Source organism: Xanthobacter autotrophicus (genome assembly GCF_005871085.1).
Classification (GTDB): Bacteria; Pseudomonadota; Alphaproteobacteria; order Rhizobiales; family Xanthobacteraceae; genus Xanthobacter; species Xanthobacter autotrophicus.
The window spans coordinates 42,722-67,942 of the sequence record NZ_VAUP01000037.1; the positions used below are offsets into that span (position 1 = coordinate 42,722).

Annotated in this window: 26 protein-coding genes and 1 pseudogene; 12 read left to right on the plus strand and 15 right to left on the minus strand. The window is 60.5% G+C overall.

Annotated features, from left to right (window positions below; genetic code table 11):
• The first annotated feature begins 1 nt into the window (after position 1).
• Genes trbF through FBQ73_RS17975 form a run of 4 tightly spaced genes read left to right on the plus strand, consistent with a single transcriptional unit; the run spans position 2 to position 3,097 of the window.
• Positions 2-691, plus strand: a complete 690-nt coding sequence (trbF, locus tag FBQ73_RS17960; protein WP_138400875.1) for a conjugal transfer protein TrbF — start codon at positions 2-4, stop codon at positions 689-691.
• Positions 688-1,662 carry a P-type conjugative transfer protein TrbG gene (gene trbG, locus FBQ73_RS17965; protein WP_138400876.1) on the plus strand — a complete coding sequence of 325 codons (975 nt, stop codon included), beginning with the start codon at positions 688-690 and terminating at the stop codon, positions 1,660-1,662. Before trbF ends, trbG begins: the two co-directional genes overlap by 4 nt.
• Positions 1,662-2,837: a TrbI/VirB10 family protein gene (locus FBQ73_RS17970; protein ID WP_138400877.1), complete on the plus strand. Its 1,176-nt coding sequence runs from the start codon at positions 1,662-1,664 to the stop codon at positions 2,835-2,837. The genes trbG and FBQ73_RS17970 overlap by 1 nt, the downstream gene beginning before the upstream one ends.
• A 2-nt stretch (positions 2,838-2,839) precedes the next feature.
• Complete coding sequence (locus tag FBQ73_RS17975) at positions 2,840-3,097, plus strand: DUF2274 domain-containing protein (RefSeq protein WP_138400878.1); 258 nt, start codon at positions 2,840-2,842, stop codon at positions 3,095-3,097.
• On the opposite strand, the gene FBQ73_RS17980 is transcribed toward FBQ73_RS17975, so the two are convergent.
• From FBQ73_RS17980 to FBQ73_RS18010, 7 genes are all read right to left on the minus strand, one after another.
• Entirely contained in the window at positions 3,061-3,957 is an 897-nt protein-coding gene (locus tag FBQ73_RS17980) for a LysR family transcriptional regulator (RefSeq protein WP_138400879.1), read from the minus strand. The genes FBQ73_RS17975 and FBQ73_RS17980 overlap by 37 nt on opposite strands.
• A gap of 339 nt (positions 3,958-4,296) precedes the next feature.
• The gene (locus tag FBQ73_RS17985) at positions 4,297-5,520 is read right to left on the minus strand and encodes an ABC transporter substrate-binding protein (protein ID WP_246089770.1); all 1,224 of its coding nucleotides are present in this window, start codon (positions 5,518-5,520) and stop codon (positions 4,297-4,299) included.
• A gap of 530 nt (positions 5,521-6,050) precedes the next feature.
• Positions 6,051-6,830, minus strand: coding sequence for a transporter (locus FBQ73_RS17990; RefSeq protein ID WP_170218959.1), 780 nt, complete (start codon positions 6,828-6,830; stop codon positions 6,051-6,053).
• 221 nt (positions 6,831-7,051) lie between these two features.
• A complete protein-coding gene (gene dmpG, locus FBQ73_RS17995) occupies positions 7,052-8,095 on the minus strand; it encodes a 4-hydroxy-2-oxovalerate aldolase (protein ID WP_138400881.1) in 1,044 nt (347 codons plus the stop codon).
• Positions 8,095-9,039 carry an acetaldehyde dehydrogenase (acetylating) gene (locus FBQ73_RS18000; RefSeq protein WP_138400882.1) on the minus strand — a complete coding sequence of 315 codons (945 nt, stop codon included), beginning with the start codon at positions 9,037-9,039 and terminating at the stop codon, positions 8,095-8,097. Before FBQ73_RS18000 ends, dmpG begins: the two co-directional genes overlap by 1 nt.
• 2 nt (positions 9,040-9,041) lie before the next feature.
• Entirely contained in the window at positions 9,042-9,824 is a 783-nt protein-coding gene (locus FBQ73_RS18005; protein WP_138400883.1) for a 2-keto-4-pentenoate hydratase, read from the minus strand.
• Between the two features lie 45 nt (positions 9,825-9,869).
• Positions 9,870-10,838, minus strand: coding sequence for a 3-carboxyethylcatechol 2,3-dioxygenase (locus FBQ73_RS18010; protein WP_138400884.1), 969 nt, complete (start codon positions 10,836-10,838; stop codon positions 9,870-9,872).
• Between the two features lie 413 nt (positions 10,839-11,251).
• Here FBQ73_RS18010 and FBQ73_RS18015 point away from each other — a divergent pair, with 413 nt between their 5' ends.
• Positions 11,252-12,118: an alpha/beta fold hydrolase gene (locus FBQ73_RS18015; RefSeq protein ID WP_138400885.1), complete on the plus strand. Its 867-nt coding sequence runs from the start codon at positions 11,252-11,254 to the stop codon at positions 12,116-12,118.
• A gap of 137 nt (positions 12,119-12,255) precedes the next feature.
• Here the strand turns inward: FBQ73_RS18015 and FBQ73_RS18020 are convergent, their stop codons facing one another.
• Positions 12,256-13,050: a helix-turn-helix domain-containing protein gene (locus tag FBQ73_RS18020; protein WP_138400886.1), complete on the minus strand. Its 795-nt coding sequence runs from the start codon at positions 13,048-13,050 to the stop codon at positions 12,256-12,258.
• Positions 13,051-13,487: 437 nt separating this feature from the next.
• Between FBQ73_RS18020 and FBQ73_RS18025 the strand changes: the two genes are divergently transcribed.
• The 6 genes and pseudogenes from FBQ73_RS18025 (at position 13,488) to FBQ73_RS23550 (ending at position 17,212) form a co-directional block, all read left to right on the plus strand.
• Positions 13,488-14,290, plus strand: a protein-coding gene (locus FBQ73_RS18025) for an IS5 family transposase (protein ID WP_138400887.1) whose coding sequence is annotated in 2 segments (ribosomal slippage) — positions 13,488-13,818 and positions 13,818-14,290 — 804 coding nt in all. Because the reading frame shifts where the segments join, the coding sequence is not laid out codon by codon here.
• Positions 14,291-14,433: 143 nt separating this feature from the next.
• Positions 14,434-14,829, plus strand: a complete 396-nt coding sequence (tnpA, locus tag FBQ73_RS18030; RefSeq protein ID WP_138400888.1) for an IS66-like element accessory protein TnpA — start codon at positions 14,434-14,436, stop codon at positions 14,827-14,829.
• Positions 14,826-15,059 carry an IS66 family insertion sequence element accessory protein TnpB gene (gene tnpB, locus FBQ73_RS18035; RefSeq protein WP_138400889.1) on the plus strand — a complete coding sequence of 78 codons (234 nt, stop codon included), beginning with the start codon at positions 14,826-14,828 and terminating at the stop codon, positions 15,057-15,059. Before tnpA ends, tnpB begins: the two co-directional genes overlap by 4 nt.
• A gap of 309 nt (positions 15,060-15,368) precedes the next feature.
• Positions 15,369-16,334: an IS481 family transposase gene (locus FBQ73_RS18040; protein ID WP_138400890.1), complete on the plus strand. Its 966-nt coding sequence runs from the start codon at positions 15,369-15,371 to the stop codon at positions 16,332-16,334.
• 108 nt (positions 16,335-16,442) lie between these two features.
• Positions 16,443-16,598, plus strand: a pseudogene (locus FBQ73_RS23545) (transposase); the annotation flags it as partial.
• A gap of 2 nt (positions 16,599-16,600) precedes the next feature.
• Positions 16,601-17,212: an IS5 family transposase gene (locus tag FBQ73_RS23550; RefSeq protein ID WP_170218960.1), complete on the plus strand. Its 612-nt coding sequence runs from the start codon at positions 16,601-16,603 to the stop codon at positions 17,210-17,212.
• Positions 17,213-17,267: 55 nt separating this feature from the next.
• Here the strand turns inward: FBQ73_RS23550 and FBQ73_RS18055 are convergent, their stop codons facing one another.
• The 7 genes from FBQ73_RS18055 to FBQ73_RS18085 form a co-directional block, all read right to left on the minus strand.
• Complete coding sequence (locus FBQ73_RS18055) at positions 17,268-18,008, minus strand: SDR family NAD(P)-dependent oxidoreductase (protein ID WP_138400892.1); 741 nt, start codon at positions 18,006-18,008, stop codon at positions 17,268-17,270.
• A 54-nt stretch (positions 18,009-18,062) separates the two neighbouring features.
• Entirely contained in the window at positions 18,063-18,287 is a 225-nt protein-coding gene (locus FBQ73_RS18060; protein ID WP_138400893.1) for a hypothetical protein, read from the minus strand.
• A 31-nt stretch (positions 18,288-18,318) separates the two neighbouring features.
• Positions 18,319-19,905, minus strand: coding sequence for a phytoene desaturase family protein (locus tag FBQ73_RS18065; protein WP_138400894.1), 1,587 nt, complete (start codon positions 19,903-19,905; stop codon positions 18,319-18,321).
• Between the two features lie 154 nt (positions 19,906-20,059).
• Entirely contained in the window at positions 20,060-20,596 is a 537-nt protein-coding gene (locus FBQ73_RS18070) for a flavin reductase family protein (RefSeq protein ID WP_138400895.1), read from the minus strand.
• 106 nt (positions 20,597-20,702) lie between these two features.
• Positions 20,703-21,521, minus strand: a complete 819-nt coding sequence (locus tag FBQ73_RS18075) for an alpha/beta fold hydrolase (RefSeq protein ID WP_138400896.1) — start codon at positions 21,519-21,521, stop codon at positions 20,703-20,705.
• A complete protein-coding gene (locus tag FBQ73_RS18080; RefSeq protein ID WP_138400897.1) occupies positions 21,521-22,783 on the minus strand; it encodes an LLM class flavin-dependent oxidoreductase in 1,263 nt (420 codons plus the stop codon). The genes FBQ73_RS18075 and FBQ73_RS18080 overlap by 1 nt, the downstream gene beginning before the upstream one ends.
• Before the next feature lie 180 nt (positions 22,784-22,963).
• On the minus strand, positions 22,964-23,851 hold the full coding sequence (locus FBQ73_RS18085; protein WP_138400898.1) for an alpha/beta hydrolase: 888 nt from the start codon (positions 23,849-23,851) through the stop codon (positions 22,964-22,966).
• A gap of 880 nt (positions 23,852-24,731) precedes the next feature.
• On the opposite strand from FBQ73_RS18085, the gene FBQ73_RS18090 reads away from it, so the two are divergent.
• Positions 24,732-25,115, plus strand: coding sequence for a hypothetical protein (locus FBQ73_RS18090; RefSeq protein ID WP_138400899.1), 384 nt, complete (start codon positions 24,732-24,734; stop codon positions 25,113-25,115).
• Positions 25,116-25,221: the final 106 nt, after the last annotated feature.

A 25,221-nucleotide genomic window follows, 5' to 3' on the forward strand; every position in this document is an offset into this window, starting at 1 on the left:
CATGAGCGTCTTCAGGCGACCCTCCACCCACTACGGCATGTCCCCGCAACCGGAAACTCCGTACCAGCGGGCGGGCCAGGTGTGGGACGAGCGGATCGGCTCCGCCCGCGTCCAGGCGAAGAACTGGCGGCTCATGGCGTTCGGCTGCCTCGTCCTCTCGGGCGGCTTCGCCGCGGCTCTGGTGTGGCAGTCGGCGCGCGGCACCGTCGTGCCGTGGGTGGTTCAGGTCGACAAGCTCGGCCAGACACAGACTGTCGCCCCGGCCACGGCCGACTACCGGCCGACCGATCCGCAGATCGCCTGGCACCTCGCCCGTTTCATCGAGCAGGTGCGGAGCGTGCCGGCAGATCCGGTCATCGTCCGCGAGAACTGGCTGAGGGCCTACCAGTTCACCACCGACCGTGGGGCGCAGGCGCTCAACGACTACGCGCGGTCGAACGATCCCTTCGCCAAGGTGGGCAAACAGCAGGTCGCCGTCGACGTCTCCAGCGTCATCCGCGCCTCGGGCGACTCCTTCCGTGTCGCCTGGAGCGAGCGTCGCTACCAGGACGGGGCGCTGGCCGACACCACGCGCTGGACCGCCATCCTCACCATCGTGATGCAGGCCCCGCACGACGCCGAGAAGCTGCGCGCCAATCCGCTCGGCATCTATGTCAACGCCATCAGCTGGTCGCGGGAGCTCGCCCAATGACGCCGCCTTTCCGTAAAGCCGGGAGCCCGGCTCTCCGCACGTCCGCAATGACGGCTTTGCTCCTGTCCGTATCGGCGCTCGCCGGCTGCGCCACCCAGAAGCCGCCCGAGATCAGCTATGATGCAGAGGTCCCTCCCCTGCCGGCGGTTCCCGCTGTGGCCGATGGCCGCCCGCGGCCCCTGCACATCCCGCCGGCCTGGACCCCGAGCCGCGGCGGCGCTGCGGCCAACATGCCGACCGCCCGGGTCGAGAACGCCAATGCGGCCGCCCGCGTCGAGCCGAAGAAGGAAGGCTATTACAACGCCATACAGATCTTCCCCTTCAGCGAAGGCGCACTCTACCAGATCTATGCCGCACCCGGGCAGATCACCGACATCGCCCTCGAGCCCGGTGAGAGCCTGACGGGGTCGGGCCCCATCGCCGCCGGCGACACCGCACGCTGGGTCATCGGTGACACCGAGAACGGGTCGGGCGTGACGCGGCGCGTCCATGTGCTGGTGAAACCCACGCGGCCGGACATCACCACCAACCTCGTGGTTACCACCGACCGGCGCACCTACATGATCGAGCTGCGCTCCGGGGAGAAGCCGTACATGCCGGCGGTGGCCTGGGCCTATCCGCAACCGCCGGCTTCCCAGCGGCAGTCTGTTCCCGCGGTCCCGGTCATCCCCGCCGTCGAAGCGCGGAACTATCGCTACGGCCTCTCCGGCGACACGCCGCCCTGGCGGCCGGTCGAGGTCTATGACGACGGGCGGCGGGTCTATGTGGTGTTCCCGCGCGGCATCGTGCAGGGCGAGATGCCGCCCATCTTCGTCATCGGCCCCGAGGGCGAGGCGCAGATCGTCAACAGCCGCATCCACCAGAACATCCTGATCGTCGACCGCCTGTTCGGCGCCGCGGAGTTGCGCCTCGGCAGCGGCGAGCGCCAGCAGAAGGTCCGGATCGTGCGCACCGATGGGAGGCCTGCCTGATGAGCGAGACACCCACGCCCGATCAGGGCAGGCCACCCGAGGAGGCCGCCGCGCCCATGCGTCTGCGGGCGGAGCCGCCGCGCGTGACCCGCCTCTCGCGCAAGGTCCTCGCCGGCATCGGCCTTGTGGCTGGCCTGGGATTGGGCGGGGCGCTGATCTATGCCCTGCAGACCCGCCATGCCGGCACAGGCGCAGAGGAGCTCTATTCCACGGGGAACCGCTCCACCGCCGACGGCCTCGCCGGCCTGCCGCGTGACTATACCGGTCCGATCCTCGGCCCCCCGCTGCCGGGCGATCTCGGTCGGCCCATCGTCAATGCGCAGAACCGGGGACAGCCGGTCGTGCCACCGGCCATGCCGACCGCCACCGTCGATCCGGAAGAGCAGCGCCGCCACGCCGAGCAGGAGGCCGCCAGGACCTCGCGCGTGTTCTTCCAGACCGAGACACGATCGGTGGGGCCGGCGTCCGCGATCGCCGGACCCGCAGGCATGGCCGGCATGCCTGGCCTGAATGGCGTTCCCACAACTCCTTCGGCTCAGGAGCGGCAACTCAACTTTCTCAACGCCGCCGTCGACCGGCGGACCGTTGCACCCGACCGGGTGATGGCACCGGCATCGCCCTATGTGCTTCAGGCGGGCGCAGTCATATCCGCGGCGCTCATCACCGGCATCCGTTCGGATCTGCCCGGGCAGATCACCGCCCAAGTCACCGAGCACATCTATGACAGCCCGACCGGGCGCGTTCTCCTCGTCCCCCAGGGCACGCGCATCATCGGCGAATACAGCAACGATGTCGGGTTCGGTCAGCGACGGATCCTGCTGGTCTGGAACCGGCTGATCTTCCCCAATGGACGCTCGATCGTGATCGAGCGCCAGCCGGGCGCGGACACACAAGGATATGCCGGTCTTGAGGACGGCGTCGATTATCATTGGTGGGACCTCGCCAAGGCCGCGGCGCTTTCAACCCTGCTCAGCGTCGGCGCCGAACTCGCCGTCGATGACGAGGACCGCCTGCTGCGCGCCATCAGGAACGGAGGCCAGGACACCGTCAACGATGCCGGCCAGCAGATCATCCGCCGCCAGCTCAATGTGCCACCGACGCTGACGATCCGGCCGGGATTTCCGGTCAGGATCATCGTCACCCGGGACCTGCCCCTGGAACCCTATGGAGGATGATCATGACGAAGCTGAAGCTGGGTCCGATTCCGGATGACAAGTCGGTCAAGGTCACGCTGGAATTACCCGCCGCGCTCCATCGCGACCTGACCGCCTATGCCGAGGTGCTGGCCCGCGGGACCGAACAACCGATGATGGATCCCATGAAGCTAATCGTCCCGATGCTGGAGCGCTTCATTGCCACTGATCGCGGCTTCGCCAAGGCTAAGCGCGGGCGGATCGCTCATTCCGACGAGAGGGACGGGGCCGTGTCGGAATAACGCTCGCGAAGCAGATCGAGGAAGGGCCGCAGCGCTGGATTTCGATTGGTCTCTTTCCAGTAGGCCGCGAACCGGATGCGGACCGGGCCTTCGTCATCGTGAAGCTCACGATAGACGATCCCCCTATCGCTGGTGCCGGCTGCACTTTCCGAGACCAACGTCAGCCCGAGGCCCGCCGCGACGAACCCGAGAAAGCGGTCCAGGCAGACGTCGTGACCGATGAAGACGCAGCCGCATCCACTTCCGAGCCGGGTCCGAAGCATCGTCTCAAAATCAGGCCCCGGATCACGCCGATTGACCAAGACACGTGCGTCGGCGAGATCTGGCCAGCCGATCACAGGGCTCTCGCAAAGTGCATGGTTTGCCGGCAGGGCGACCATGACCTGCTCGCTCCAAAGCGGCAGCAACGCGCCATTCCACGGCACATGTCCGGCTGCCGTAAGGAAGACATCAATGTTCCCGGTAGTGAGGTCAGCGAGCAGCCGGGACCGTGCCCCATCGATCCCGTGAACCGCCACTGCCTGATGCTGCTCCGCGTACGCTGCGAGGGTGGCCCGTAGATTGCCAACCGACAGGGCCATGCAAAGGCCAACCACGAGATCGCCGCTTTCGCCGCGTCCACGAGCTCTCATCCGCGAGAATACGGCATCCGCTTCGGCCAGGATGCGCTTTGCCACCGCGATAAATTCGTCGCCAGCGGCGGTGAGCCGTGTTCCGTTGGCGCTCCTCTCGAACAACTCGGCACCAAGCCGGTATTCCAAGTCGCGCAGACGGCGGCTGAGTGTGGACTCGCGCACGCGAAGCGCCTCTGCAGCTCGCCTCAGGCTGCGATGCTCAGCCGCGGCAATGGCCCAGCGCATGTCGCGAAGCTCAGCCGGCACTATCTATCCCCTCTTTCAAGCGGGTGCATGCAGACAACACGACGGGACAAAGCTTCTACCTTTAGACCTCTCTGAAGCCGTGCGCGGGAGCTTCTGAACTGCCTGAAGGTCCTCTCGACGCATTGAGCTCCCAGTGGCGCTAGCCGTCTTGGGGCTCCGTGGTGTCATCGGTTGGTGTCGCTGTCGGAATGAGGATTTCCTAGCTCCCGTGACACGCAAAATTGCTTTAAGTTGTTGCGTTAAATGAGCTTCATCATGCGAGCTGGTATCGCTTCGCGGAAGGATGCGCGCCAGTCGACATCTTCCGTTGAGCTGACGTCAGCGTGAGGCATTGGGCGCCGCTACCAATGAGCATCCACCCTCCGCTATGGGGCGGAAAGCCTGATCACCGGGAACTCTCTTCACCAATGTGTAGAGGTCCCACTCCCCCTTTGACTGGGACGGCGCCTTCACCTCGAACAGGTACATCTCCCGCTCGAGACGCCCGTCGAGCCTGAGACGCCCCTCGTGCGTCATGAAGTCGTTGACCGGAAGCGCCCGCATCTTGTTCATCACCTGAGTGCCGTCCTTGGTGCCAGCAACCTTGACCGCTTTGAGATAATGAGCGACTGCGCTGTAGACACCAGCTTGGCCCCAACTCGGCGGACGTCCCATGCGTTCGGCGAACCGCTTCGCGAAGGCGCGGCTCGGCTCGTCTAGGTCCCAATAATAAGGAGTGGCAAGTAGCAGACCCTGCGCCGCTTTCAGGCCTAGTCCCTTCACGTCCTGAAGGAAGATCACGAACGTCGCAATCTTCTGGCCGCCTTCACGAATGCCAAACTCGTCGGCCTGCTTCAGGGCATTGGTGGTGTCGGCAGCGGCGTTGGCAAATCCGATGATCTTCGCCCCGGACTGTTGCGCTTTCAGCAGGAAGGAGGAGAAGTCAGCTGAACCCAGAGGCGCGAAAACCGAACCGAGGACCTTGCCTCCGCCCGCCTCGACGATTTTAGCCGCATCGTGGGCCAGGCCTCGCCCAAAGGCATAATCCGCGCCGAGGAAGAACCAGCTATCACCTCCTGCCTGCACCAGGGCGTTCCCCAGCACCTTAGCCTGCGAATAGGTGTCGATGCCCCAGACTGCAGTATAAAATGAGCATCTCGTTCCGGTCAGATCCGTACTTAGCGATCCCAGCAGCAAAGCGGGCTTCTTGTACTGCTCCGCAACGCCCGAGACTGCGAAGCCCACAGCGGAGTTGGGGACGTCGGTGATCATGTCTACCCCGTCCACGTCAAACCAGCGCCGGGCCAGCGTCGACCCCACCTCTGGTTTGTGCTGATGATCGGCAGCCACGAGTTCCACCTTCTGCCCGAGCACCTCCCCAGCATCCTCGATGGCTAGACGTGCAGCCTCGACGGACCCTCGCCCAGAAACGTCGGAATAGACTGATGACATATCCGTGAGTACGCCGATCTTCACGGGGCCGGATTCCGCTGCGAGCGCCGCTCCGACGGATGATACCCACGCCGCTAGTACCAGCGTCGGCCACCTGATGGTCATGTTCATTGCTGTTCCCTCATGGTGTGGCGTCCTCCCGGCGTTGCGGAACTGGACTACAAAGGCTGACTGCCTTCGTGATCTCGGACCTGCGTCATAGATGTGCTCGATCCTGACATCCACGACAGCACACGCGACACGAGTATTCTGACCCGCGTAACAAATCATCGATGCTGTAATTACTGTGCAAGATCCCGAGTATGATCTCGGTTTTGCTTATGACAGAGAGCTGATCGTACATTACTCGCCGCTTGGAACAGGATGCCATCTTCATCCCAGCATTCGGTGAGACGACCGGCCTAATGGCTGTCGACAAAGCGGGCCGCCGGCTGTCTCGGCGCGGACATTCGCATCGTGGGCAATACCGGGGCGCCCTTTGGTTCGCGGAGGCGATATAAGTTCCCACGCACCACATCAGGAGCACCGTGGGAGCGAGTCGCGAGCGCACGCTCTGCGGAGATGGCGGGCTGCAATCCGGCGTAGACGACGTCCCGGCTCTGACCCTTGCACCAAGCTCGCAACCCGACATCCATTCGACTTCAATACTTGAAAACCGCCGGCCGTCCCACAGACGAGGGTGCCATCAGCGGAACAATAATGTTTGCCCAAACCCTCGTCTCGTAGCCTCCATAGTTCTCCTGATACACGTCGCGGGTCAGCTTCAGTTGAACGTTGACGATATCGAAGTCATAGCCGATGAGGCCGCCCAGCGCGAATTGGCTTTGCTTCTGATATCCGGGATAAGGTGTTGACAGATCGGTAGAGCCGAAGCCAACTGCGCCGATCTCGAACTTGCCGAACTTCTTGGTGGCCGTCAGGTCCACGTTGGACCAGGCCGGTCCGCCGTCCGCGCCGCTCGCCCCGGTGCCGTAGTAGAAGGTAGAGGAAAGATTCCAGCCATCCCGAAGATAGCTTAGGGCGGCAAGGCCCTGCCAAGAGACAAAATTCCGCCCCACGTCCGAGCGGATCGGGAGATAGATTCCGCTCTGGAAACCACCGAAGAAGCCGTTGCCGAGATCCCATTTCACTTGCATATCGATAATGGCATTGGCCATGCCGGATAATTCCGGCCCATTTTCCACGTTCACATTCACAAAGGGTATGGTCGCGTCGAGCATGATGACGCCGCCAGCCAGCTTGTAGGGAGTCGACCAGATCAGCCAGGCTGGAGCGATCGCGCCGACATCCACGCCAGGATTGGAATCACGCGAGCCGTAGCTGGGAAAGGTGATAGACCACAATCCCTCCGGCAGCGGCGCACCCATTGGAAGGCCTGTCGAGAGGCCCGGCAGGATCTCAGAGCCGGCGTACGCGCTCATGCCAGATAGATTCGCTAGGCAACTACACGCTACAACTAACATCATAAATCTATTCGTGTTCATGATCAAACGCCCCTCCCTGGAATTCTGTTTATTTCTTGATCTCATGGCAGATTCGAGTGAAGAGTGCTCTACTCGCTGCTACTGCAGTGTCCCTCTGCGGCATGTCCTGGTGTTGCGCACAGCCCAGCTCACCATCTCGACGAACTATTCGAGCGCTCTCATCCGATGACCGCTCCGACTTCACGGGCTTTCAGAATGTCGAGGGCCACGTCGACGATCATGTCCTCCTGGCCGCCCACCATGCGCCGGCGGCCGAGCTCGGAGAGGATGTCGCGGGTGTCGACGCCATAGCTCTTCGCAGCATTCTCTGCATGGCGCAGGAAGCTCGAATAGACGCCGGCGTAGCCGAGCGACAGGCTCTCGCGGTCCACCCGCACCGGGCGGTCCTGGAGCGGCCGCACGAGGTCGTCGGCCGCATCCATCAGCATGTGCAGGTCGCATCCGGTCTCGATGCCCATGCGGTCGAGCACGGCGATAACGGCTTCCAGTGGCGCATTGCCCGCGCCCGCGCCCATGCCGGCAAGAGAGGCATCCACCCGAACGGCCCCCGCCTCGATGCCCGCCACCGCATTGGCAACGCCCAGCGTCAGGTTGTGATGGGTGTGAACGCCGATCTCGGTTTCGGGGCGCACCGCCGCGCGCACCGCCCGGACCCGCTCAGCATACTGGCCGGGCAGCAGCGCGCCGGCGGAATCCGTCACATAAACGCACTCGGCGCCGTAGCTCTCCATGAGAAGTGCCTGTTCCACCAGCTTGTCCACCGGCGCCATGTGGGCCATCATGAGGAAACCCACCGTGTCCATGCCCAGCGCCCGTCCCGCCTCGATGTGCTGGCGCGAAACATCCGCCTCGGTGCAGTGGGTGGCGATGCGCACCGAGCGGGCGCCGGCCAGGTGGGCCTCCTTCAGGTCGTGCACGGTGCCGATGCCCGGCAGCAGCAGCACGGTCACCCGCGCAAAGGTGCATTCCTGCGCCACCGCGGCGATCCATTCAACGTCGTCGTGGGACCCGAAGCCGTAGTTGAAGGTGGAACCGGTGATGCCGTCGCCGTGGGAGATCTCGATGGCGTCCGCGCGGGCGCGGTCGAGGGCGCGGGCGATGGCGCGCACCGTATCGAGGCCGTATTGGTGGCGGATGGCGTGCATGCCGTCGCGCAGCGTCACGTCCTGGATGTAGAGCTTGTTCGGATTGCTGCGGGCCATCACGCGGCCTCCTTCCGCAATTGCTGCGCCGCCCAACGGTCGGCGGTGTTCATGGCCGCGGAGGTCATGATGTCGAGGTTGCCGGCATAAGCGGGCAGGTAGTGCGCGGCGCCCTCCACCTCCAGGAACACGGTGGTCTTGAGGCCCGAGGCCGGGCCGAAGCCGGGGATGCGCACCGGAGCGTTGTCGCCGATGGCTTCGAACTGTACCTTCTGCTTTAGGCGATAGCCGGGCACGTATTTCTGCACCGCCGCCACCATGTCGAGGATGGAGCGCTCGATGGCCTCCCGGCTACCGCCCTGGGACAGGGTGAACACCGTGTCCCGCATGATGAGCGGCGGCTCGGCGGGGTTGAGAATGATGACCGCCTTGGAGCGCTCAGCCCCGCCCAGGATGCGAATGGCACTGGAGGTGGTCTCGGTGAACTCGTCGATATTGGCGCGAGTGCCCGGGCCCGCCGACTTGGAGGAGATGGAAGCGACGATCTCGCCCCAGATCACCCGGTCGGTGGCGCGGCGCACCGCGTGGACGATGGGAATGGTGGCCTGCCCGCCGCAGGTGACCATGTTCACGTTCGGCTCGTCGAGGTTCGCGTCGCCGTTGATGACGGGGATGGTGAAGGGCCCCACGGCGGCGGGGGTGAGGTCTATCACCTTCTTGCCGTCCGCCCGCAGGACCGCGTCGTTATGCAGGTGCGCCTTGGCCGAGGTGGCGTCGAACACGATCCGGATGTCGGGATAGTTGGGCAGCTTGCGCAGGCCGTCGATGCCCTCGTGGGTCACCGGCACGCCAAGGCGGGCGGCGCGGGCGAGGCCGTCGGAATTATGATCGATGCCGACCATGGCGCCCATCTCCAGATGGTCGGACATGCGCATGATCTTGATCATCAGGTCGGTGCCGATATTGCCCGAGCCGATGATGGCCGCCTTGAGCTTCCCGCTCATGATTAAACTCCGATGTAAAAGTTGAGCGTGGAAAAACCTTGGATCTCAGCAGTGACCGTCATACCCGCACGGACTTCCACCATGGGCCCCAACGCACCAGAAAGGATCAGATCGCCGGCTCTCAGCGGTTGGCCCAGGGCAGACATCTTGCGGCACAACCAGAGCGCGGCGTTTAGTGGATCTCCCATGCATGCAGCACCCACTCCGATCGAACGTGATCGACCGTCGATGCTGAGCACCGCCCCAGCGAGCCGCAGATCTAGGCCATCGAGCCTGCGAGGGCTGTTGCCCAGCACATAACCCCCGCCGGATGCGTTGTCGGCTACCGTATCGACAAGACTTATCTTCCAGTTTTTTACTACAGTATCGACGATTTCAACCGCCGGAAGCACTTGATCAATCGCTGCAGCGAGAGTTGTCATCTGTAGCTTTGGATCATCGAGATCGCGGCCAAGCACAAACGCGACCTCAGCTTCGACGCGCGGCTGCATGAACCGGAATGCCTGCACTTCGTCATTCTGTCCGAAGGCATAGTCCGCCCATAGAGTCCCGAAATCGGGCTGGTCGACTCCCAGTTGCGCCTGTACTGCGGCGGAGGTCAGGCCGATCTTGTAGCCCACTGCGCGCCGGCCTGCCGCCAACCAAAACTCCGTGTTTATCCGTTGCACTGCATTGGCATCATCAAGCGTCCTCAGGTCTAGTCGCTCTTGAATTGGCGCGATCTGCGTCAGCGAGCGGCGGCCCTCGCGGATTTCCTCCGCGGCGCGTGCAATTTTGTCGGTCATTGTGTTGGCTCCGGACAAAGGGAAAAAACTATGCCGCAGCCTTTATCATGGTTGGACACATGGTCTGGATGGGATCGCTGGAATAGCAGTCATCACACCCATGCCGGTCAGCCACACTTCGACGGGCTGATAGAAATCAACAGTGGCTTGGTATTCCCCTTGCGAACTCAACGCGGCGAGAGTTGCGACCCATGTGCGAATCTCGTGTCCGCCCCGGCCGCAGATGTCTGTTAGTTCGTCGTCGTCGCTCTCGTCCAACACGTCTAGTTTGGCCGAAACGAAAGCGTCCAGCAGCATGCGGTCCCACTCCGGGTTTGGGGGCCGTAGGTTCGAAAGGCCCATTTGAACCTTGACGCCCTCACCCACCACTTTGCTGGTGCGGGCAAAGCGTTGCTCAAATGTGATGTTGCCGATACCGTTGATGAGCATATTGCGCAATTCCGGCGCGGCGCCCGCAAACGCCGGAATGGGAGGGTCGTGCGAAAGCCCACCAGAACCTATCAGCAGCACCCGTTCAGGGCGCCTTGCAGCCCAGCGGCCAACCGCCTCCCCCATAGCGCGCACCCGCCGGAAGGTCGGGCGCGGCGCCGCAGCCGAATTGATAAAGACAGGAATGAAGGGTGGCAGATCATGCCCAATCGCCAGCAGCTCTAGCGGCTGGACGGCGCCGTGATCGACAACGATCTTATAGGACAGGGCTGTGTCGACTCCATCGTGAATAATCGAGCGGACAAGCTCCTCGGCCAGCGGAACCGGGACGGTCAGCCTGCCTGCGGAGCTGCCGTAATCGCCTACCGAATAGCCCTCGATGCCTACACAGAATGCTGGCAGAAGATCGTAAAAGAACCCGTTCAAATGGTCAGGATAGAAAACCACAGCCAAGTCGGGCTTCAGAGCGAAGACTTTGTCTCGAACACGCTCCAGCGCCTCATTGAAGGCGGCTTCAGTTTCTGCTGGCGCCCGCACCTTGTCCAGAAGTGGACTGTGCGACATGCAGATCGCTCCAACGATCATCCGCTTCTCTCCTCCCCGTACTAGACTCGTTTGTCCGTTATACGAACTTGCTCGTTGCCGCAGACTAGACTCAGCAATTTGCGTAAGGCACGTGACTTCTCCATGCCGTTCGCTGGATGCACAACGCCGGGGAGGGATGGGGCGGCTGCGCTGCTCTGCGCGATCAATGCAGTGCTCGATTGGACACTCGTTCCATCCCAGTCGGTGTGTCGGTGATCGTGGCCAGCTCAATAGCAGCGTATCGACGCCGCCAAATGCCGATGTTCGTCAGGCGAACTTGCAGCTAGCCACCATGGACACTCTTTCCCAGCCGAAACTAGCTTCGCGCCGACGCCAGTGTTCTAGGGCTGCATCGAAGGCAGTTCCAAACGCTAAGCGTCGCAAGAGTGACTAGATGATCTCGGGAGGACGAAATGACTGAGGAATGGACCGAGGTGGGGACAAGCGCCACCACGAGTTTCATGGAGGCAGGTGAAGAGCTCGTCCTGCATTATAACGATTGCAATCCCGGCAAAGCTGACGAGGTGATCGTGATGTGCCACGGCTCCGGGCCTGGCGCGAGCGGCTGGGCAAATTTCAGCCGCAATATTGGACCGTTCACCCAAGTCGGATATCGGGTAATCCTTCTTGATTTCCCGGGCTGGAGCAAAAGCGCACCGATTGTCTGTACGGGCTCTCGTTCAGACCTGAACGCCAGGGCGATAAAGGGGTTGGTCGACGCTCTTGGGTTGGGCCGCATCCATCTGGTCGGCAATTCAATGGGCGCTCATAGCGCCGTTCCCTTCGCATTAAACTGGCCGGAGCATGTTGGTCGCCTGGTGTTGATGGGCGGCGGCACCGGCGGGATAAGCACTTTTGCACCGATGCCGACAGAAGGGATCAAGCTAGCTCACAAGGTGTATCGGGACCCAACAGTCGACAACCTGCAGCAGATGCTGCAGACCTTTGTTTTCGACGTCTCGGACCTAACGGACGATCTGGCCCGACAGCGCCTGGACGGCCTCTTGGCGCATCGCGAACATCTGGACAACTTCGTCAAGAGTGCGACGGTTAATCCAAAACAGTATCCGGACTACGGCCACCGGCTTTCGGAGATCACGGCCAAGACCCTTATTATCTGGGGGCGGAACGATCGCTTTGTTCCTTTCGATTCGGGATTGCGTCTGCTGGCAGGGATCGCGGACTCCGAATTGCATGTCTTCAATAAATGCGGCCATTGGGCCCAATGGGAGCACTATCAAAGGTTCAACACACTGCTACTCGACTTTCTACGCAACTAAAGTGTACATTGGATTTACCCAGTGGACTAAGCCGCTCCGCAATTGCGGGGCGGTGTTTCTTTCCCATAGGGTGCCGTTCCATCAGGGTGAGATGCACTTCCGGATAGCCGCAGCCCACGATTTCGGGAAGCTAAGTCTTAGTCAGGAAGACAAGTCGCTCTCAGTTTGCGCTCACTCATCTCCGCTCCGATGCGCTTGGCACACTCTTCCATCGCATCCAAATATTTTGCCGCGGCTTCGGTCGGATTCATCGCGGTTGTGAAGAATACCATGTTGATCGCACCTACCACATCGCCATCGAGCCGCAGTGGCACCGCGATACCCGAAATGCCCGGAGCCGCTTCATTCACGCTCGACCCGTAGCCAGCCTCCCGGGTCTTGGCGATGATCTTCTCGGCGTGGCCCTTGCACTGTGCGGCCATGTTGCCCTCCAGCTTCGAATGGCGAAGGAGTTCGAGCGTCTCATCTAGCCTAGGCGTATCGATGTATGAAAGGTAGGCCCTACCGGGTGATGTGTTCAAATAGCCCCAGCGCGTCCCAACCATAGACCGGTGGATTGAGAACGGGCTGAGATGGTGTGTTGTTTCCTGGAGAACAATTTCGTCGCCACTGGGCATGAAGAGATTGACCGGCCACAGTACGATAGCCCCCAATGCGGCGAGTTCAGGATAGGCGACGCTGCGGATCCAGTCGACTCGGACACCTTCGGTCAACAAATTCGCTGCCGCGCGCAGACTCACCGTGTTGTCCGACGCATTCATTCCCACATAACCAAGTTCATCGAGTGTGCTAACCAACCGATAGATCGTGGTCCTATTGATGCCGGTAGCGATTGAAAGCTGGGTTATCGTGGTAGGGCCTCGTCGACTTAGAATCCGCAATATCTCCAGCCCTCGCGCAAGAGCTCGAACTGAGCGGTATTCTCCCATCATGACTACTCTCCGACGCCTAGCGTACCGATCCTCACTTGCACCTGCGCCCGCGGCGGAACCAAGCGCTCAGGGGGCGAAGACAAAAGCACAATCGCACAAAATTCGCTGACCGGAGATATAACCATTGCGACTCGAAAGAGGGAAGGCATGCGACGCGCCGACATCCTAAAGCCGCCCGTACCGCCGCAGCGGCATCTGCGACAGCGTACGTTCCGTAATGCCCTCGAAGTCATAGCCTCATGAGCCGGGAAACCGGCAATCTGGCTCCAAAGCCGTTCTGTCGCTATATAGGCCGCTGCCACTGCGTTGATCAGAATGTTCTCGAGGCCCAACTCCAGCGCCGCAAACTTCGGCTCGCTGATCAACGCAGCGCGTAGAGTGCTATTTAGAGCCCCTAACAAAACCATTTGTTAACCATATCTGGCCGAGGCTTGGGCATGGCCAAGAAGCTTTTGCCCGATGCCCTTTGGGCCGAGATCGCCCCACTGTTTCCTGCTGCTGCGGCACGCCCGAAGGGCGGGCGACCACGGGTGGAGAACCGCGAGGCGCTGATCGGCATCCTGTTCGTGCTGTACACCGCGATCCCGTGGGAGCGGCTGCCGTTTGAGGTCGCCGGATGCTCGGGCATGACCTGCTGGCGTCGGCTGCGGGCCTGGCAGGATGCCGGCCTGTGGGACGAGATCCATCGCCACATGCTGGAGCGGCTGAACCTTTCCGGGGAGATCGACTGGTCGCGCGCCAGCGTGGACGCCTCGTCCGTGCCCGCCAAAAGGGGGGCGACGCGATCGGTCCGAACCCGACCGACCGCGGCAAGCCGGGCACCAAGCGGCATATCATGGTCGACCGAAAGGGCCTGCCTCTGGCCGTCGTCCTGACCGGGGCCAACCGGCACGACAGCATGGCGCTGACCAAGGTGGTCGATGCCGTCCGCCCGGTCCGGCAACGGCGCGGACGACCGCGCAAGCGGCCCGAAAAGCTCCACGCAGACAAAGGCTATGACTTCCCGCGTTGCCGCCGGGACCTCCGCAAGCGTGCCATCGCCCCACGCATCGCCCGCCGCGGCGTCGACAGCTCGGAGCATCTCGGCCAGCACCGCTGGGTGGTCGAGCGCACCTTCGCCTGGATCAACCAGTTCCGCCGCCTCGCCATCCGCTACGAGCGCCATGCCGACCTCTACCGTGCCTTCCTCGTCCTCGCCGCCGCAATCATATGCTTCCGAGCCGTCAGCAGGTTTTGTTAGGTGCTCTTAGGTCCATTCCCGCTCAGTCTGCTTCACTCAGAAGGACAGAGTCGTCACCATCCGATGTACCCATCCGGCGAGGGCCGCCTTGCGGAGGTTGGGGGATGACGTGAAGTCCTAGGGGTAATCCTAGGAGTAGTCATATGTCCCTTTCGCGGGTGGAGGTGATCACCTCGGTGGAGCGGCGCCGGCGCTGGCCGCAGGCCGAGAAGGAGCGGCTGGTGGCGCTGGCACTGGAGCCCGGGGCTTCAGCTTCCGAGATCGCCCGCTCGGCAGGGGTGCATGTGAGCCAGCTCTTCCGCTGGCGCAAACAGCTCTGCGAACGGGTCACGCCCCAGTTGCCAGCCTTCCTGTCGGTGACGGTGGAGCCGCCGATGGAGACCGTTTCACCCCCGGACGAGCCATCGCCGCGTAAGCGTAAGGCTCGTCGCGAGGGCCGCATCGAGATTGAACTGGCGTCCGGCGACCGGCTGCGGCTGGAGGGCGACGTGGATGGCCGAGCGCTGCGCGATGCGATCGCCGCCCTGAGGGCGCGATGATCCCTGTCCCGGTCGGCGTGAAGGTCTGGCTGGCGACAGGCCACACGGATATGCGCAAGGGCTTCGCCTCCCTAGCGTTGCAAGTGCAGGAAGTTCTTAGGCGAGACCAGCTTGGCGGCCATATCTTCTGCTTCCGCGGACGGCGCGGCGACCTCGTCAAGATCATCTGGCACGACGGGCAGGCGGCGAACCTGTACGTGCGTCGACTAGAGCGCGGCCGCTTCCTGTGAGCCCCTCCCGACGTCAGGTCCGTTCGACCCGCTTCACATTTACCGCCCAGCCTTCCGTGTGCAGCAGAGCCGTGATCTCGGTACTGACACCTGTGAGAATGGCGATCTCAGACGGCATGTCCCCTCTACTTCACGGCTCTTATCCCTTTGTTCGGGATTGCGGGCCGCCTTTTCGCAGCCTCAACGGCTTACTGTGGGTTTCCTCCCTCTTCGCTCACTGTAGGAACCCGAGACGTGCCGCAAGCGAAACTGGTGTTTGATCCCAGGCTTTGATGGTGCACTCTTTTCGCAGGAATGGAAGGATGCGCTATGGACCAGGTTCTGCACGGGTGCGCCACGACGACGGAGGCGGTCCGTCGAGCGATACAACATAGTCAAGAGAGTCTGAGGACGCTGGCCAAGCCCTATGGCATCAACCCGAAGACCGTCGCCAAGTGGAAGAAGCGCAGCTCGGTCTGCGACCTCCCGACAGGCCCCAAACAGGCCACATCAACCGTCCTGTCCCTGGAGGAGGAGGCGATCATCGTCGCCTTCCGCAGGCACACCTTGCTCCCGCTCGACGACTGCCTCTATGCCCTGCAGGCGACGATCCCTCACCTGACCCGTTCGTCCCTCCACCGATGCCTGCAACGCCACGGTATCTCAAGATTGCCGGAAGTAGAGGATGATAAGCCTGCCAGGAGCAAGTTCAAAACCTACCCCATCGGCTATTTCCATATCGACATTGCTGAAGTGCAAACCTCCGAGGGCAAGCTCTACCTCCATGTTGCCATCGATCGAACCAGCAAATTTGCCTTCGTCCAGGTGACCCGCAAGACGGGGCGGACTTCGGCTTCAGCGTTCCTGGAGGCCCTGATCGCGGCGGTGCCTTACAAGATCCATACCATGCTCACCGACAACGGCATCCAGTTCACCTTCCCGCCGCGCTACGCCGACGGTCCGACCGCACGCTATATGACCCACATGTTTGACATGCGGTGTCGGGAGAACGGCATCGAGCACCGCCTGACAAAGGTGAAGCATCCCTGGACCAACGGCCAAGTGGAACGGATGAACCGCACCATCAAGGACGCAACTGTCAAGCGCTTCCACTACGACGACCACCGGCAGTTCCAGACCCATCTCACCGACTTCGTCGCCGCCTACAATTTCGGCCGCCGACTGAAGACACTCAGGGGCCTCACCCCATACGAGTTCATCTGCAAATGCTGGACAAATCAGCCCGAACGATTCACGCTCGATCCAATCCATCAAATGCCGGGACTAAACAACTAGGCAGTGTGGACGGATTTCACCGTTTCGAGGCGGAGGGGGATTCCCTTTTCGTCCTTTCAGTGATTCATAAGGGGTCGGCTTTTGGCGAGGTCGACCATGCTGACGCGGATGACGGACGAGGATTGGGCGGTGGCTCTGGAGGTGTTCCGCGCTTGCCGGTCACGGCGCGGCGACAAGGGGCGCGATGACCGCAAGTTCCTCGAAGCCATGCACTATTTCACCGTGCACAACATCTCCTGGCGGGCGCTGCCGGCCGAGTTCGGCGCGTGGAACAGCGTCTGGAAGCGGTTCTGGCGGCTGCGCCAGGCCGGCGTGTTCGAGCTGTTCTTCGAGACCCTGGCATCGCTCAGCCGCACCGCGCATCTGGTCCAGATGTTCGATTCCACCGTGGTGCGCGCCCTTGTCTCCGCCGCCGGCGCAAAAGGGGGCAGGAGCGTCAGGCCCTCGGCCGCTCGCGCGGCGGCTTCTCCACCAAGATCCACCTCAAGAGCGACTTCGACGGTCGGCCGATCGCCTTCCACCTGACCGGTGGTGAGGCCGGCGACAGCCCGATCTTCAAGCTGCTGCTGGATCTGGGTCCCGACATCACGCCGCGCGCGGCTGTCGCCGACAAGGGCTATGACGCCAAGGCCAACCGGGCCATCGCACGCGCCCGCGGCATCGCGCCCGCCATCCCGTTCAAATCCAACGCGAGGGACCGGCCGACCTTCTTCCCGAAGGCGCTTTACCGGGGCCGTGCCCGCATCGAGCAGTGCTTTGGAAAACTGAAGCGGTTCAAGCGCGTCGCCCTGCGCTGCGAGAAGACCGAATGCGGCTTCGCCGCCATCGTCGCCCTCGCCTTGAGCTTCATCCTCATCAAATCCGTCCACACCGCCTAATGGCCGCCATCATGCAATGACGGCTCCGACGCAGCCTATCCACTCCACGTTATGGTCAGTTTTTCCAAAGTCCGCCGTCGACGACAATTGTTTGACCTGTGATGAATTCCGCCTCACGGCTCGCCAGAAACAGGATCGGTCCAACATAGTCGCCAGTCTTTGCTTGCCTCTTTATCGATTGCAAGCCCGCGATCTGCTCGAAAAACTCTTCTGGCACTCCGCCGGTGCCTGGGGTTGGTGTCAGGGAAGGAGCAACTGCATTTACCGTAATGCCCCGACCGCCGAGATCGTTCGCAAGTCCGCGGGTCAAACCGATGACCCCCATCTTGCTCGCAAAGTAGTGAGACATACCCGCGGCATTCGTCGCGACTGAGTTCGAAGCCAAGCTGATGATTCGGCCCCACCCATGCTCAGCCATCAGCGGTGCGAGATGTTTCGCAGCAAGATACTGCGAACTTAGGTTAATTCTAATTACATCGTTCCAAATATCGAAGTTAAGATCGTCAAGGTGAGCGAACGGAAAGATACCAGCATTATTGATTAGAATATCACAGCGCCCGAAACGGATTGAAATATTTTCACGTACGTTCTGCCAATCCTCCGGTACCCCCACGTCTGTTCGCAGGCCTACGGAATCAGCGCCGGCCGCACTGACAGCCTGCAATGTTTCAGCACAATCAAGGCGATCCAGCGCCACGACGGAACAGCCGGCGCGGGCGAAAGCAATCGCAATCTCCTGTCCGATCCCCCGAGCAGCTCCGGTCACAACGGCAACCAGTCCTTCATGGGTCTTCATTTCAACCTCACTTTAAGTTCGGCCGTCTCGGAAAGGTCCAGGACGACCGGACTCTCATTTGCCGGTGATCAGCATCCCAATGGCTCTCAGCACAACGCGTACGCTAAGTAGCTTTATTCCGTTACGGAGCTGCTGCGGCTGGACCACTGCCGACAACGGCATCGCACCCATGATTTTTCCGCGAATAACGATGTTGCCTTTCTCAACAGAGATCGAGTCAACTTCCATAATACCGGAGCCATCTGGCCCGAGTAGCTTCATTGTACCGACGTTAGTCACGGGCTGCCTCACGATATATAGACAATATCCGTTACCGGGAGAGAACGGCTTGGAGGTCCAGACCCAGATCCTGGAATATTTTGACCGCTGTCGCGCGCCCGCCGCCAAATACGCCTCCACCGGGGTGCATGAAGGGACCAGTAAGATAAAATCGCTCGAAGCCAGGGACCGTGTAGTTGGAGATCTCCGGAAAAGGCCGCCGACCAGAAAACTGGTTCATATTGAGCGCGCCGCCATGAAAATCACCACCTACGAAGCTTTTGCTGCTTCGCTCCATATCCAGCGGACTATCGATCGCGCGAGCGATAATGTTGTCGTCTCCCATATTTGTCGTATACTTCCGTAGCTCCTCCAACATCCAGTTGGCAACCTCATCCTTGATCTCGTCCCATCTCTCAGCTCCGCCATCGGCAAGGTCATAGGGCATGAAATTGTAGAGATAGAGCGTCGCCATTCCGTCGGGTGCCCTGCTCTGGTCGAGATTCGTCGAAACGCCGATGCAGAGCGTCGAAACGTGTGGCAATCGCCCATAGCGATAGTCGTCGAAAGAACGCCTGAAATCGTCAAGTGAGGCTGGCATACCTTCAACGATATATGATCCGGCAACCTTGTTACCACCGATGAACTGTGGCGGATGCTTTAGTGCGTAGTGAGTGTTCATTGCCGAATAGCTCGAAAGCTTCACTCCCTTCGCAAGAGCCTTGAGCCGATCGGGGAGGCCTCCGCCGAGGAATTCGTCAAGCAAGTGAGGATGGACCGATGCCAGGACCAGCTTGCGGGCGTTGATCCGGCGGCCGTCCGCCATCTCAACGCCAGTGGCCTGGCCATGCTCCACAATCAAGCGTCTCACCTCGGAATTGGCTTCAACCGTTCCGCCATGGTGTTGTATGCAGCGTATCAGCGCGGCGGTGAGTTCGCCACTGCCGCCTCGAGGAAGTGCGGCAGGGTAATCGTGGCACATGCCGCACATCAGAAATAGCACGATGCCCGTCCCTTGCTCCTCGGGTGCCATGAGACACTCAGAGGCCCACTTCAGGAAGTGCATGCGAACCTTCTCATGCTCAAAGTTCTCGATCACCAGATCATACGAGCTTCTGAATAGATCGCCGATAAGGTCTCGTCCCTCGGGACTTTGGTCGAGCAGCGCCATGAACGAACCAAACGGCAGAGGCGGATTGAAAAGACCCTGCAGTAGCATCGGCATGATCTGGCGGGCTTTTTCAACGAACCGCCGGTATGAGTCGGCATCCTTCTGAGAATGCTGCGCAATCGACTCGCATGTCTTGTCAAGGCTGCCGAAGGTCTGAATCATGCTTCCGTCTGGAAATAAGCAGGCATGCGGGATCTCCTGCGGGATATACTCTAGCCCGAACTTGCTCTTCAGTTCCAGTTCGTCATTCTTAATGAGCGGGTTGGCCTGAATGAAGATGTGGGTAGTCGAATGATGATCATGCTTGAATCCCGGCGCGGTCGTTTCGCGCGTCACGACACCACCGCCGAACCAAGCATTACGCTCGAATATCCTGACGCCCAGTCCAGCCTTGGACAAGTAGGCGGCCGCAGTCAGGTTGTTATGGCCAGCACCGACCACAACGACGTCATGTGTTTCCTCTGCCATGGCATTGTCCTTCGTTATATTGCGTGGTCGTTGTCAACCTCGGAACCTCTGGACCATCATTATTCAATATATGGTGAAAAAGCCCATGTGACGTAACGCGTTAGTCGGTTTGTAGGCCACCTATAAGCGGAATACCGTTGCTTAGCGTCGCAAGCTATACTGCTCTAAGTAAGCGTGAATATTGCCCAGAGTGAAATACAAGCGGTTGGCGGTCGGATCTATCGAACTGCAGCACTCGACCGACAAGGATTACGTGATCGCCACCATCATAACGGTGCTCGTGTTTACATTGGAACCGTGCACAGCAGTCTCGCAATAGCGGGACATTTCCGATCCCAAGCTCTGTTGCGACATCGTCAAATTTGTCCTCACCCGAGCGCGCAAATCTATTCGAAAAGTGCTCTTGTTCGGAGGAAAGTATATTGATCGCCCAATGCTCGGCTGCTTGAAAAACTGGCAGACTGAACGCACGCTTGGCAAGGCTCCAAAGCACCAACGGAGGATCGAGAGAAACGGAGTTGAAGCTGCTGCAAGTCACACCGATTGCATTGCCGTCGCCCGACCGAGCGGTAACAACACAAACACCCGTCGCAAACGAGCCCAACGCCTTCCGGAAGGACGAGGGATCGAAGCCAGGATCATGTATTTTGTCGTCGCTTGGATCTGACGGTTGTATCGTCGTTTTGGTCATACGACACGCCTCCGACCACTTGGAGATAATGCAGTGCTCTAAATTCAATATCGCGATTAATACTCAGGCCGCGGGTGTATACGCGGCCTGAATTGCACTTGATATGTCAGACGGGTTCCGATTGCCTGTTGAGGAACTTGTCAACAATCGAGAGGGTTTCCGCACATTTCTCAACCTGCGGGACGTGCCCGCAATCGTCGATGATCTCCACTCGACTTCCGGCAATCTTGCCGCCCAGAAAATGTGCGTAGGATGAGGAGATGACGGCGTCCAGATCTCCCCAAATAATCAGTGTCGGAGCCGTGATACGGTGCAGTCGCTTGCCGAGACCTCGGTCGGGAATTGGCCAGACAAACTTCCCGGTCGCGCCGAGGTTCCAGATCATTTGCGCAGTGGCCTGGATGGCGGTCTCACGGTCCGCCGGCATGGCCAATGCAGCCTGTACTGCCTCGCTGTCGGGATGCCTGAACAAGAGACCGGGTAGTTCGTTCGGCGCGGCCGCAACCCAGTTCACGACCGGTGCTTCATCACGCCATAGGCCGACCGGGTCGAGAACCGTTAGACTCGAGAAGATTTCAGGATAGGCAGCCGCAATTTCCAGCGCGATCATGCCGCCGAAGCTCTGACCGATGGCCGCAGGCCGTTTCAGGCCCAGGGACCGGATTGCCTCCTCGTAGATCAGAACTGCATCGCCAAGGTCGTCGACTTTGTGAATATCATAGGGGTTTCCGGACGTCGTCCCCGGGAATTCTGGCGCATAGATGGTATGCGATTTGGCCAGCTCGTCCAGAAACGGGTCCCACCTCATCCCCGCCGCCGGGTGGAAGTAAACTAGAGCAGGACCCGAACCCTTTACCTGGAAGTTCAATTGCACGTGCCCGTTCCAGACCGTGACCTTGTGTTGAGCAGCGGAATTGCCGGGCATCACGCGACCTCCCTTTCAGCCTGTCCTTCCAGCGGAAGCGGCTTGCCGCCAAGTCGCTCCGGCCACCAATGATGTTCGTATTCGTTCTCCCAGATCGGTTTCAGCGCCGGCAAGACCTCCGAGGAGAACAGATCGATGGTCCGCATCGTCAGTTCCTTCGGCATCGATCCGAACTGAAGCATGGCGTGCAGATTTCCGATTCCATAGTTGCGGCCGAGCTCGACAAGTTGGTCGCGCACGGTTTGCGGACTCCCGCAGATGACGCAACCAGCTTCGATGAGTTCTTTCAGACTGGCAGTGCGGAACTTTTCGAACATGCCGAAATCGGACGGGTCCCGAAGCACAAACTCAAGTCCTCGGATATCGATGCCCCCAGGGAGCATCATGCGATGGAGTGGGATCGCGCCGAGCCCCTTGCGGAAGAAATATTCGATATGCGGACCAAAGATGCGCTCCGCTTCGGCGTCGGTTTCCGCGATGGCGATCTGCTGCATGAAGCCGATCTGGAACGGGTTCGGTTTCTTTCCGAGCTGTTCGGCGATCGAAGCAAAACGATCGAAGATCCGCTTCCCAGTCAGCTTATAGCCGAACCAGCCGAAGTAGTTGAATCCGAAGTTTCTTGAAATGCAGAACTCCATGGTCTTGGGATTTCCGAGTCCGGTTACCCATACCGGGGGCAATGACGCCTGCACCGGGCGTGGCCAGATGTTGACGGCCCCATACTGTGAAAATTTTCCATTGAAGGCAAAGGGCTTCCGTTCGGACCATGCCCTCAGCACGAGATCAAGGTTTTCGTCGAAGCGCGCGCGGGTTTCGGCTGGCGGGATCCCGTTGTTGAGATTGGCGTCATACGCGAGACCGACGGGGAAACCGCACACGAGCCGGCCATTGCTCATGCAGTCAAGCATGGCTGATTCTTCGGCTACACGAAGGGGCTCGCGACTTTTTCCCAGGGAGCGTCCGACGGGGTAGATGGCCGTCTGAATGCCCTCGACTTCGGTCGCATAGGCGAGCGCGGCCTCAAGGAGGTCAGGATTGGGGATCATGTCATATGAGCTTTGAGAGTGCTCTGTGATCGCGATTCCATCGAAGCCGGCGCGCGCGGCATGCATGCACTCATCGAGTGCATCGCGGTAGGCCGAAACAACATGCCGCTCTTCGGTCAGCTCGTGATAATTTGGCGTGACAACGGATTCGAAGTGTTGCCCTACGTCATTGGGAAAATGTCTGTAGGGTACTTGCTGGAAATAGCTGACCTTCATTGTTTCCTCCATTGAGCTATTCTGTGGTTCTGCCCGAGATGCGACGGAAATACGGTATTTTGCGCCTTGCGGCATGATCCGACGGCGATGCATCCGATTCGGGCTGTCCTTTACTGCTCGCGGCTGCGATCATTCCGAATTGGGGTTGGTGCGGACACATCTGTAGCTCGTTGAGCGGGCCTATCGGAAGTGCGACTTCAAGAAGGAGCCGACCTCGGTGAGTGACTGCTTGCCCTCATCGAGGATGCCCGAAAACATCTGCCAGACATGGGGCAGACCGGGCCATATCTTCACTTCGACCGCCGCACCTGCCATGGCAAGTTTGCGAGCTAGCCTCACGCTGTCGTCGAGCAGTGCTTCGGATCCCGAGCAATGGATGATTGTCGGTGGCAAGCCGGCAAGATCCGCAAAGAGCGGCGAGGCCAGGGGAGTAGCGATATCTCCCCCGGCGAGATAGGTGCCCCCCAGACCGGCGAGCATCTCTTCTTTGATGAGAATATCGCGTGCGGCGTTGTCGTTGATGCTTGCTCCGCTGCATGTGAGGTCGACGAATGGACTCAGCAAGGCGAGGCTTGACGGCGTCGGCAGACCGCGAGAACGGGCGGCCACCAGAGTGGCGACGGCGAGGCCACCACCTGCAGAATCGCCGACGAAGGCGATTGACCCCGGAGAGGTCGTTTCCAGCAGCCATTCATATACAGCAAGGCTGTCGTCGACGGCAGCCGGATAAGGGTGCTCCGGCGCAAGCCGATATGCAACGGCGAGGGTCTGCGCGCCAGATGCCCGGTTCAATAGGGACACAAGACCTCTGTGGGAGTTGACGGAACCGACCATGTATCCACCGCCATGCAAATAGACGATGGCTCGAGAGCGGTCTGACGTGGGCGTCGCACCGCGTTCGACATTGACACCACGGGCAACTACGGTTTCGACTGCGAAATCATCGACAGGTGGCGTGATCATGCCGAGTTGGTCAAAGCCCGTCCGCATTTCGTCGATCGTAGCCTGCGAGAGATCAGGGCCGGACAAGAGTAGCTTTTCGACGGCGATGATTTGTTCCACCGACATGGTCTGCGTCCCTCGGGTAGATATGCGCCACAGCTTCACGGAGAGATGTTAATCGAAGACGTTTGTACGTATAAATACGTACAGTTTGATTATTTATAGTGTATACGAGCTCAATCAGTTGGCGTTAGTCTATATTCCAGAGCGAAGTCGGTGATAAGTGGTGGTGGCTAGCTCAATCACGGCGGCGGGCCGGAATTCGGTTACGCCAAGAGCGCACCCATTCATATTCAGGCACGAGAGAACGGTCGCTTGTACGGCGTCGAAGTCCCAGTCGGTCCTTTGGACGACGTACTTACGGTAAGTTTGCGATGAGCGGGGAGATTGGCCCGACCGGACAAAGCCCAACGACCGGTCGCCCTTCGGGGGCCAAGATCCTGGTAATAGGCCTCGGATCGGCTTCTGCCCGATTTGGAGCCGCGTCGGCATACGCAATGCCAACATCCATATTTCCTCCCTAAGTGCCGAGTTCTGTGACCGGCTTGGTTCTCGCAGGAGTGAACGGTGGCAGCCTTTCGGTCAACAAAGCCGACGGGGATGTACGCCTAGTGAACAAATTCGGATTGAGGGGCCCTATCACCCGACGTTGCCATCGGCCTTCATCCAGCGTTGAGTTCGCTCGTGCGTCTGGTCGTGCCATTGTCGGCCGGGTGAGCGCCGGGGATCTGGCCAGGGTCTTTGGGGATCCCGTGGTTGAAGAGAGCCTACGTCACCGCTCCTGCCGAGTTGGCGGGGGTGTCTAGTTCTGCTGACCCCACCTCACCGACGTTGCACCATACCTGTCCTTTTACCTCCTCACACCCTTCGCCACGCATCCGCCCCGAAAAGCACACCAAGGTAAGTGCGGGCTACCGACAACAGGTCTGAGGCAAGATGCTCGATCTTGCGCGATCAACCGCTTGACTTGGAAGGGGCCTGGTGGCGCAATCAAAACATGTTCGGAGAAAGGACCAAGGATCGCGTGGATGACCTACGTGTACTGCCCGACCAGAATGTCACGGCGGTGGAAGATCGTAACGCAGGCCTGCTTAGCCTCGCCCTTCCGGGCCACGAGGTGCTTGATTGGGCGCAAGGCAGCCTGGCAGAGCGCCTCGGCGTCGGCTGCCACGTTCCTCGGACGCTTGACGAGCGGCTTCTTCCGGCGGAGCTCTTGTCCGATTACATCGTCGGCACGGTCAAATTGCCTGCCCACAAGATCAACGGCACTCCGGAAAGCGCGCGAGAGGACCGGCACGAGGCTCTCCCGCCAACCATCCTATTCGCCTGACTTCAAACCGATTGAAAGCACTGTCCTTAAGCTCAATACGCTATTGCGGAAAGCACATCTTCGCACAAATGACGAACTGTCGGCTATCATCATTCGATGGGTTTCG

Excerpts from the sequence above, each read along its gene's own strand:
- dmpG (WP_138400881.1), bottom strand. The coding sequence starts at position 8,095 with ATGGCCCGCAGCAATCCGAACAAGCTCTACATCCAGGACGTGACGCTG.
- FBQ73_RS17970 (WP_138400877.1), top strand. The coding sequence starts at position 1,662 with ATGAGCGAGACACCCACGCCCGATCAGGGCAGGCCACCCGAGGAGGCC.
- FBQ73_RS18085 (WP_138400898.1), bottom strand. The coding sequence starts at position 23,851 with ATGTCGGTGGAACAAATCATCGCCGTCGAAAAGCTACTCTTGTCCGGC.
- FBQ73_RS18075 (WP_138400896.1), bottom strand. The coding sequence starts at position 21,521 with ATGCCCGGCAATTCCGCTGCTCAACACAAGGTCACGGTCTGGAACGGG.
- FBQ73_RS18000 (WP_138400882.1), bottom strand. The coding sequence starts at position 9,039 with ATGAGCGGGAAGCTCAAGGCGGCCATCATCGGCTCGGGCAATATCGGC.
- FBQ73_RS17975 (WP_138400878.1), top strand. The coding sequence starts at position 2,840 with ATGACGAAGCTGAAGCTGGGTCCGATTCCGGATGACAAGTCGGTCAAG.
- FBQ73_RS17980 (WP_138400879.1), bottom strand. The coding sequence starts at position 3,957 with ATGCGCTGGGCCATTGCCGCGGCTGAGCATCGCAGCCTGAGGCGAGCT.
- FBQ73_RS18080 (WP_138400897.1), bottom strand. The coding sequence starts at position 22,783 with ATGAAGGTCAGCTATTTCCAGCAAGTACCCTACAGACATTTTCCCAAT.
- FBQ73_RS17985 (WP_246089770.1), bottom strand. The coding sequence starts at position 5,520 with ATGAACATGACCATCAGGTGGCCGACGCTGGTACTAGCGGCGTGGGTA.
- FBQ73_RS18020 (WP_138400886.1), bottom strand. The coding sequence starts at position 13,050 with ATGATGGGAGAATACCGCTCAGTTCGAGCTCTTGCGCGAGGGCTGGAG.
- tnpA (WP_138400888.1), top strand. The coding sequence starts at position 14,434 with ATGTCCCTTTCGCGGGTGGAGGTGATCACCTCGGTGGAGCGGCGCCGG.
- FBQ73_RS18015 (WP_138400885.1), top strand. The coding sequence starts at position 11,252 with ATGACTGAGGAATGGACCGAGGTGGGGACAAGCGCCACCACGAGTTTC.
- FBQ73_RS18070 (WP_138400895.1), bottom strand. The coding sequence starts at position 20,596 with ATGACCAAAACGACGATACAACCGTCAGATCCAAGCGACGACAAAATA.
- FBQ73_RS18055 (WP_138400892.1), bottom strand. The coding sequence starts at position 18,008 with ATGAAGACCCATGAAGGACTGGTTGCCGTTGTGACCGGAGCTGCTCGG.
- FBQ73_RS17990 (WP_170218959.1), bottom strand. The coding sequence starts at position 6,830 with ATGAGCGCGTACGCCGGCTCTGAGATCCTGCCGGGCCTCTCGACAGGC.
- FBQ73_RS18065 (WP_138400894.1), bottom strand. The coding sequence starts at position 19,905 with ATGGCAGAGGAAACACATGACGTCGTTGTGGTCGGTGCTGGCCATAAC.
- FBQ73_RS18005 (WP_138400883.1), bottom strand. The coding sequence starts at position 9,824 with ATGACCGACAAAATTGCACGCGCCGCGGAGGAAATCCGCGAGGGCCGC.
- FBQ73_RS18010 (WP_138400884.1), bottom strand. The coding sequence starts at position 10,838 with ATGATCGTTGGAGCGATCTGCATGTCGCACAGTCCACTTCTGGACAAG.
- tnpB (WP_138400889.1), top strand. The coding sequence starts at position 14,826 with ATGATCCCTGTCCCGGTCGGCGTGAAGGTCTGGCTGGCGACAGGCCAC.
- trbF (WP_138400875.1), top strand. The coding sequence starts at position 2 with ATGAGCGTCTTCAGGCGACCCTCCACCCACTACGGCATGTCCCCGCAA.
- trbG (WP_138400876.1), top strand. The coding sequence starts at position 688 with ATGACGCCGCCTTTCCGTAAAGCCGGGAGCCCGGCTCTCCGCACGTCC.
- FBQ73_RS18040 (WP_138400890.1), top strand. The coding sequence starts at position 15,369 with ATGGACCAGGTTCTGCACGGGTGCGCCACGACGACGGAGGCGGTCCGT.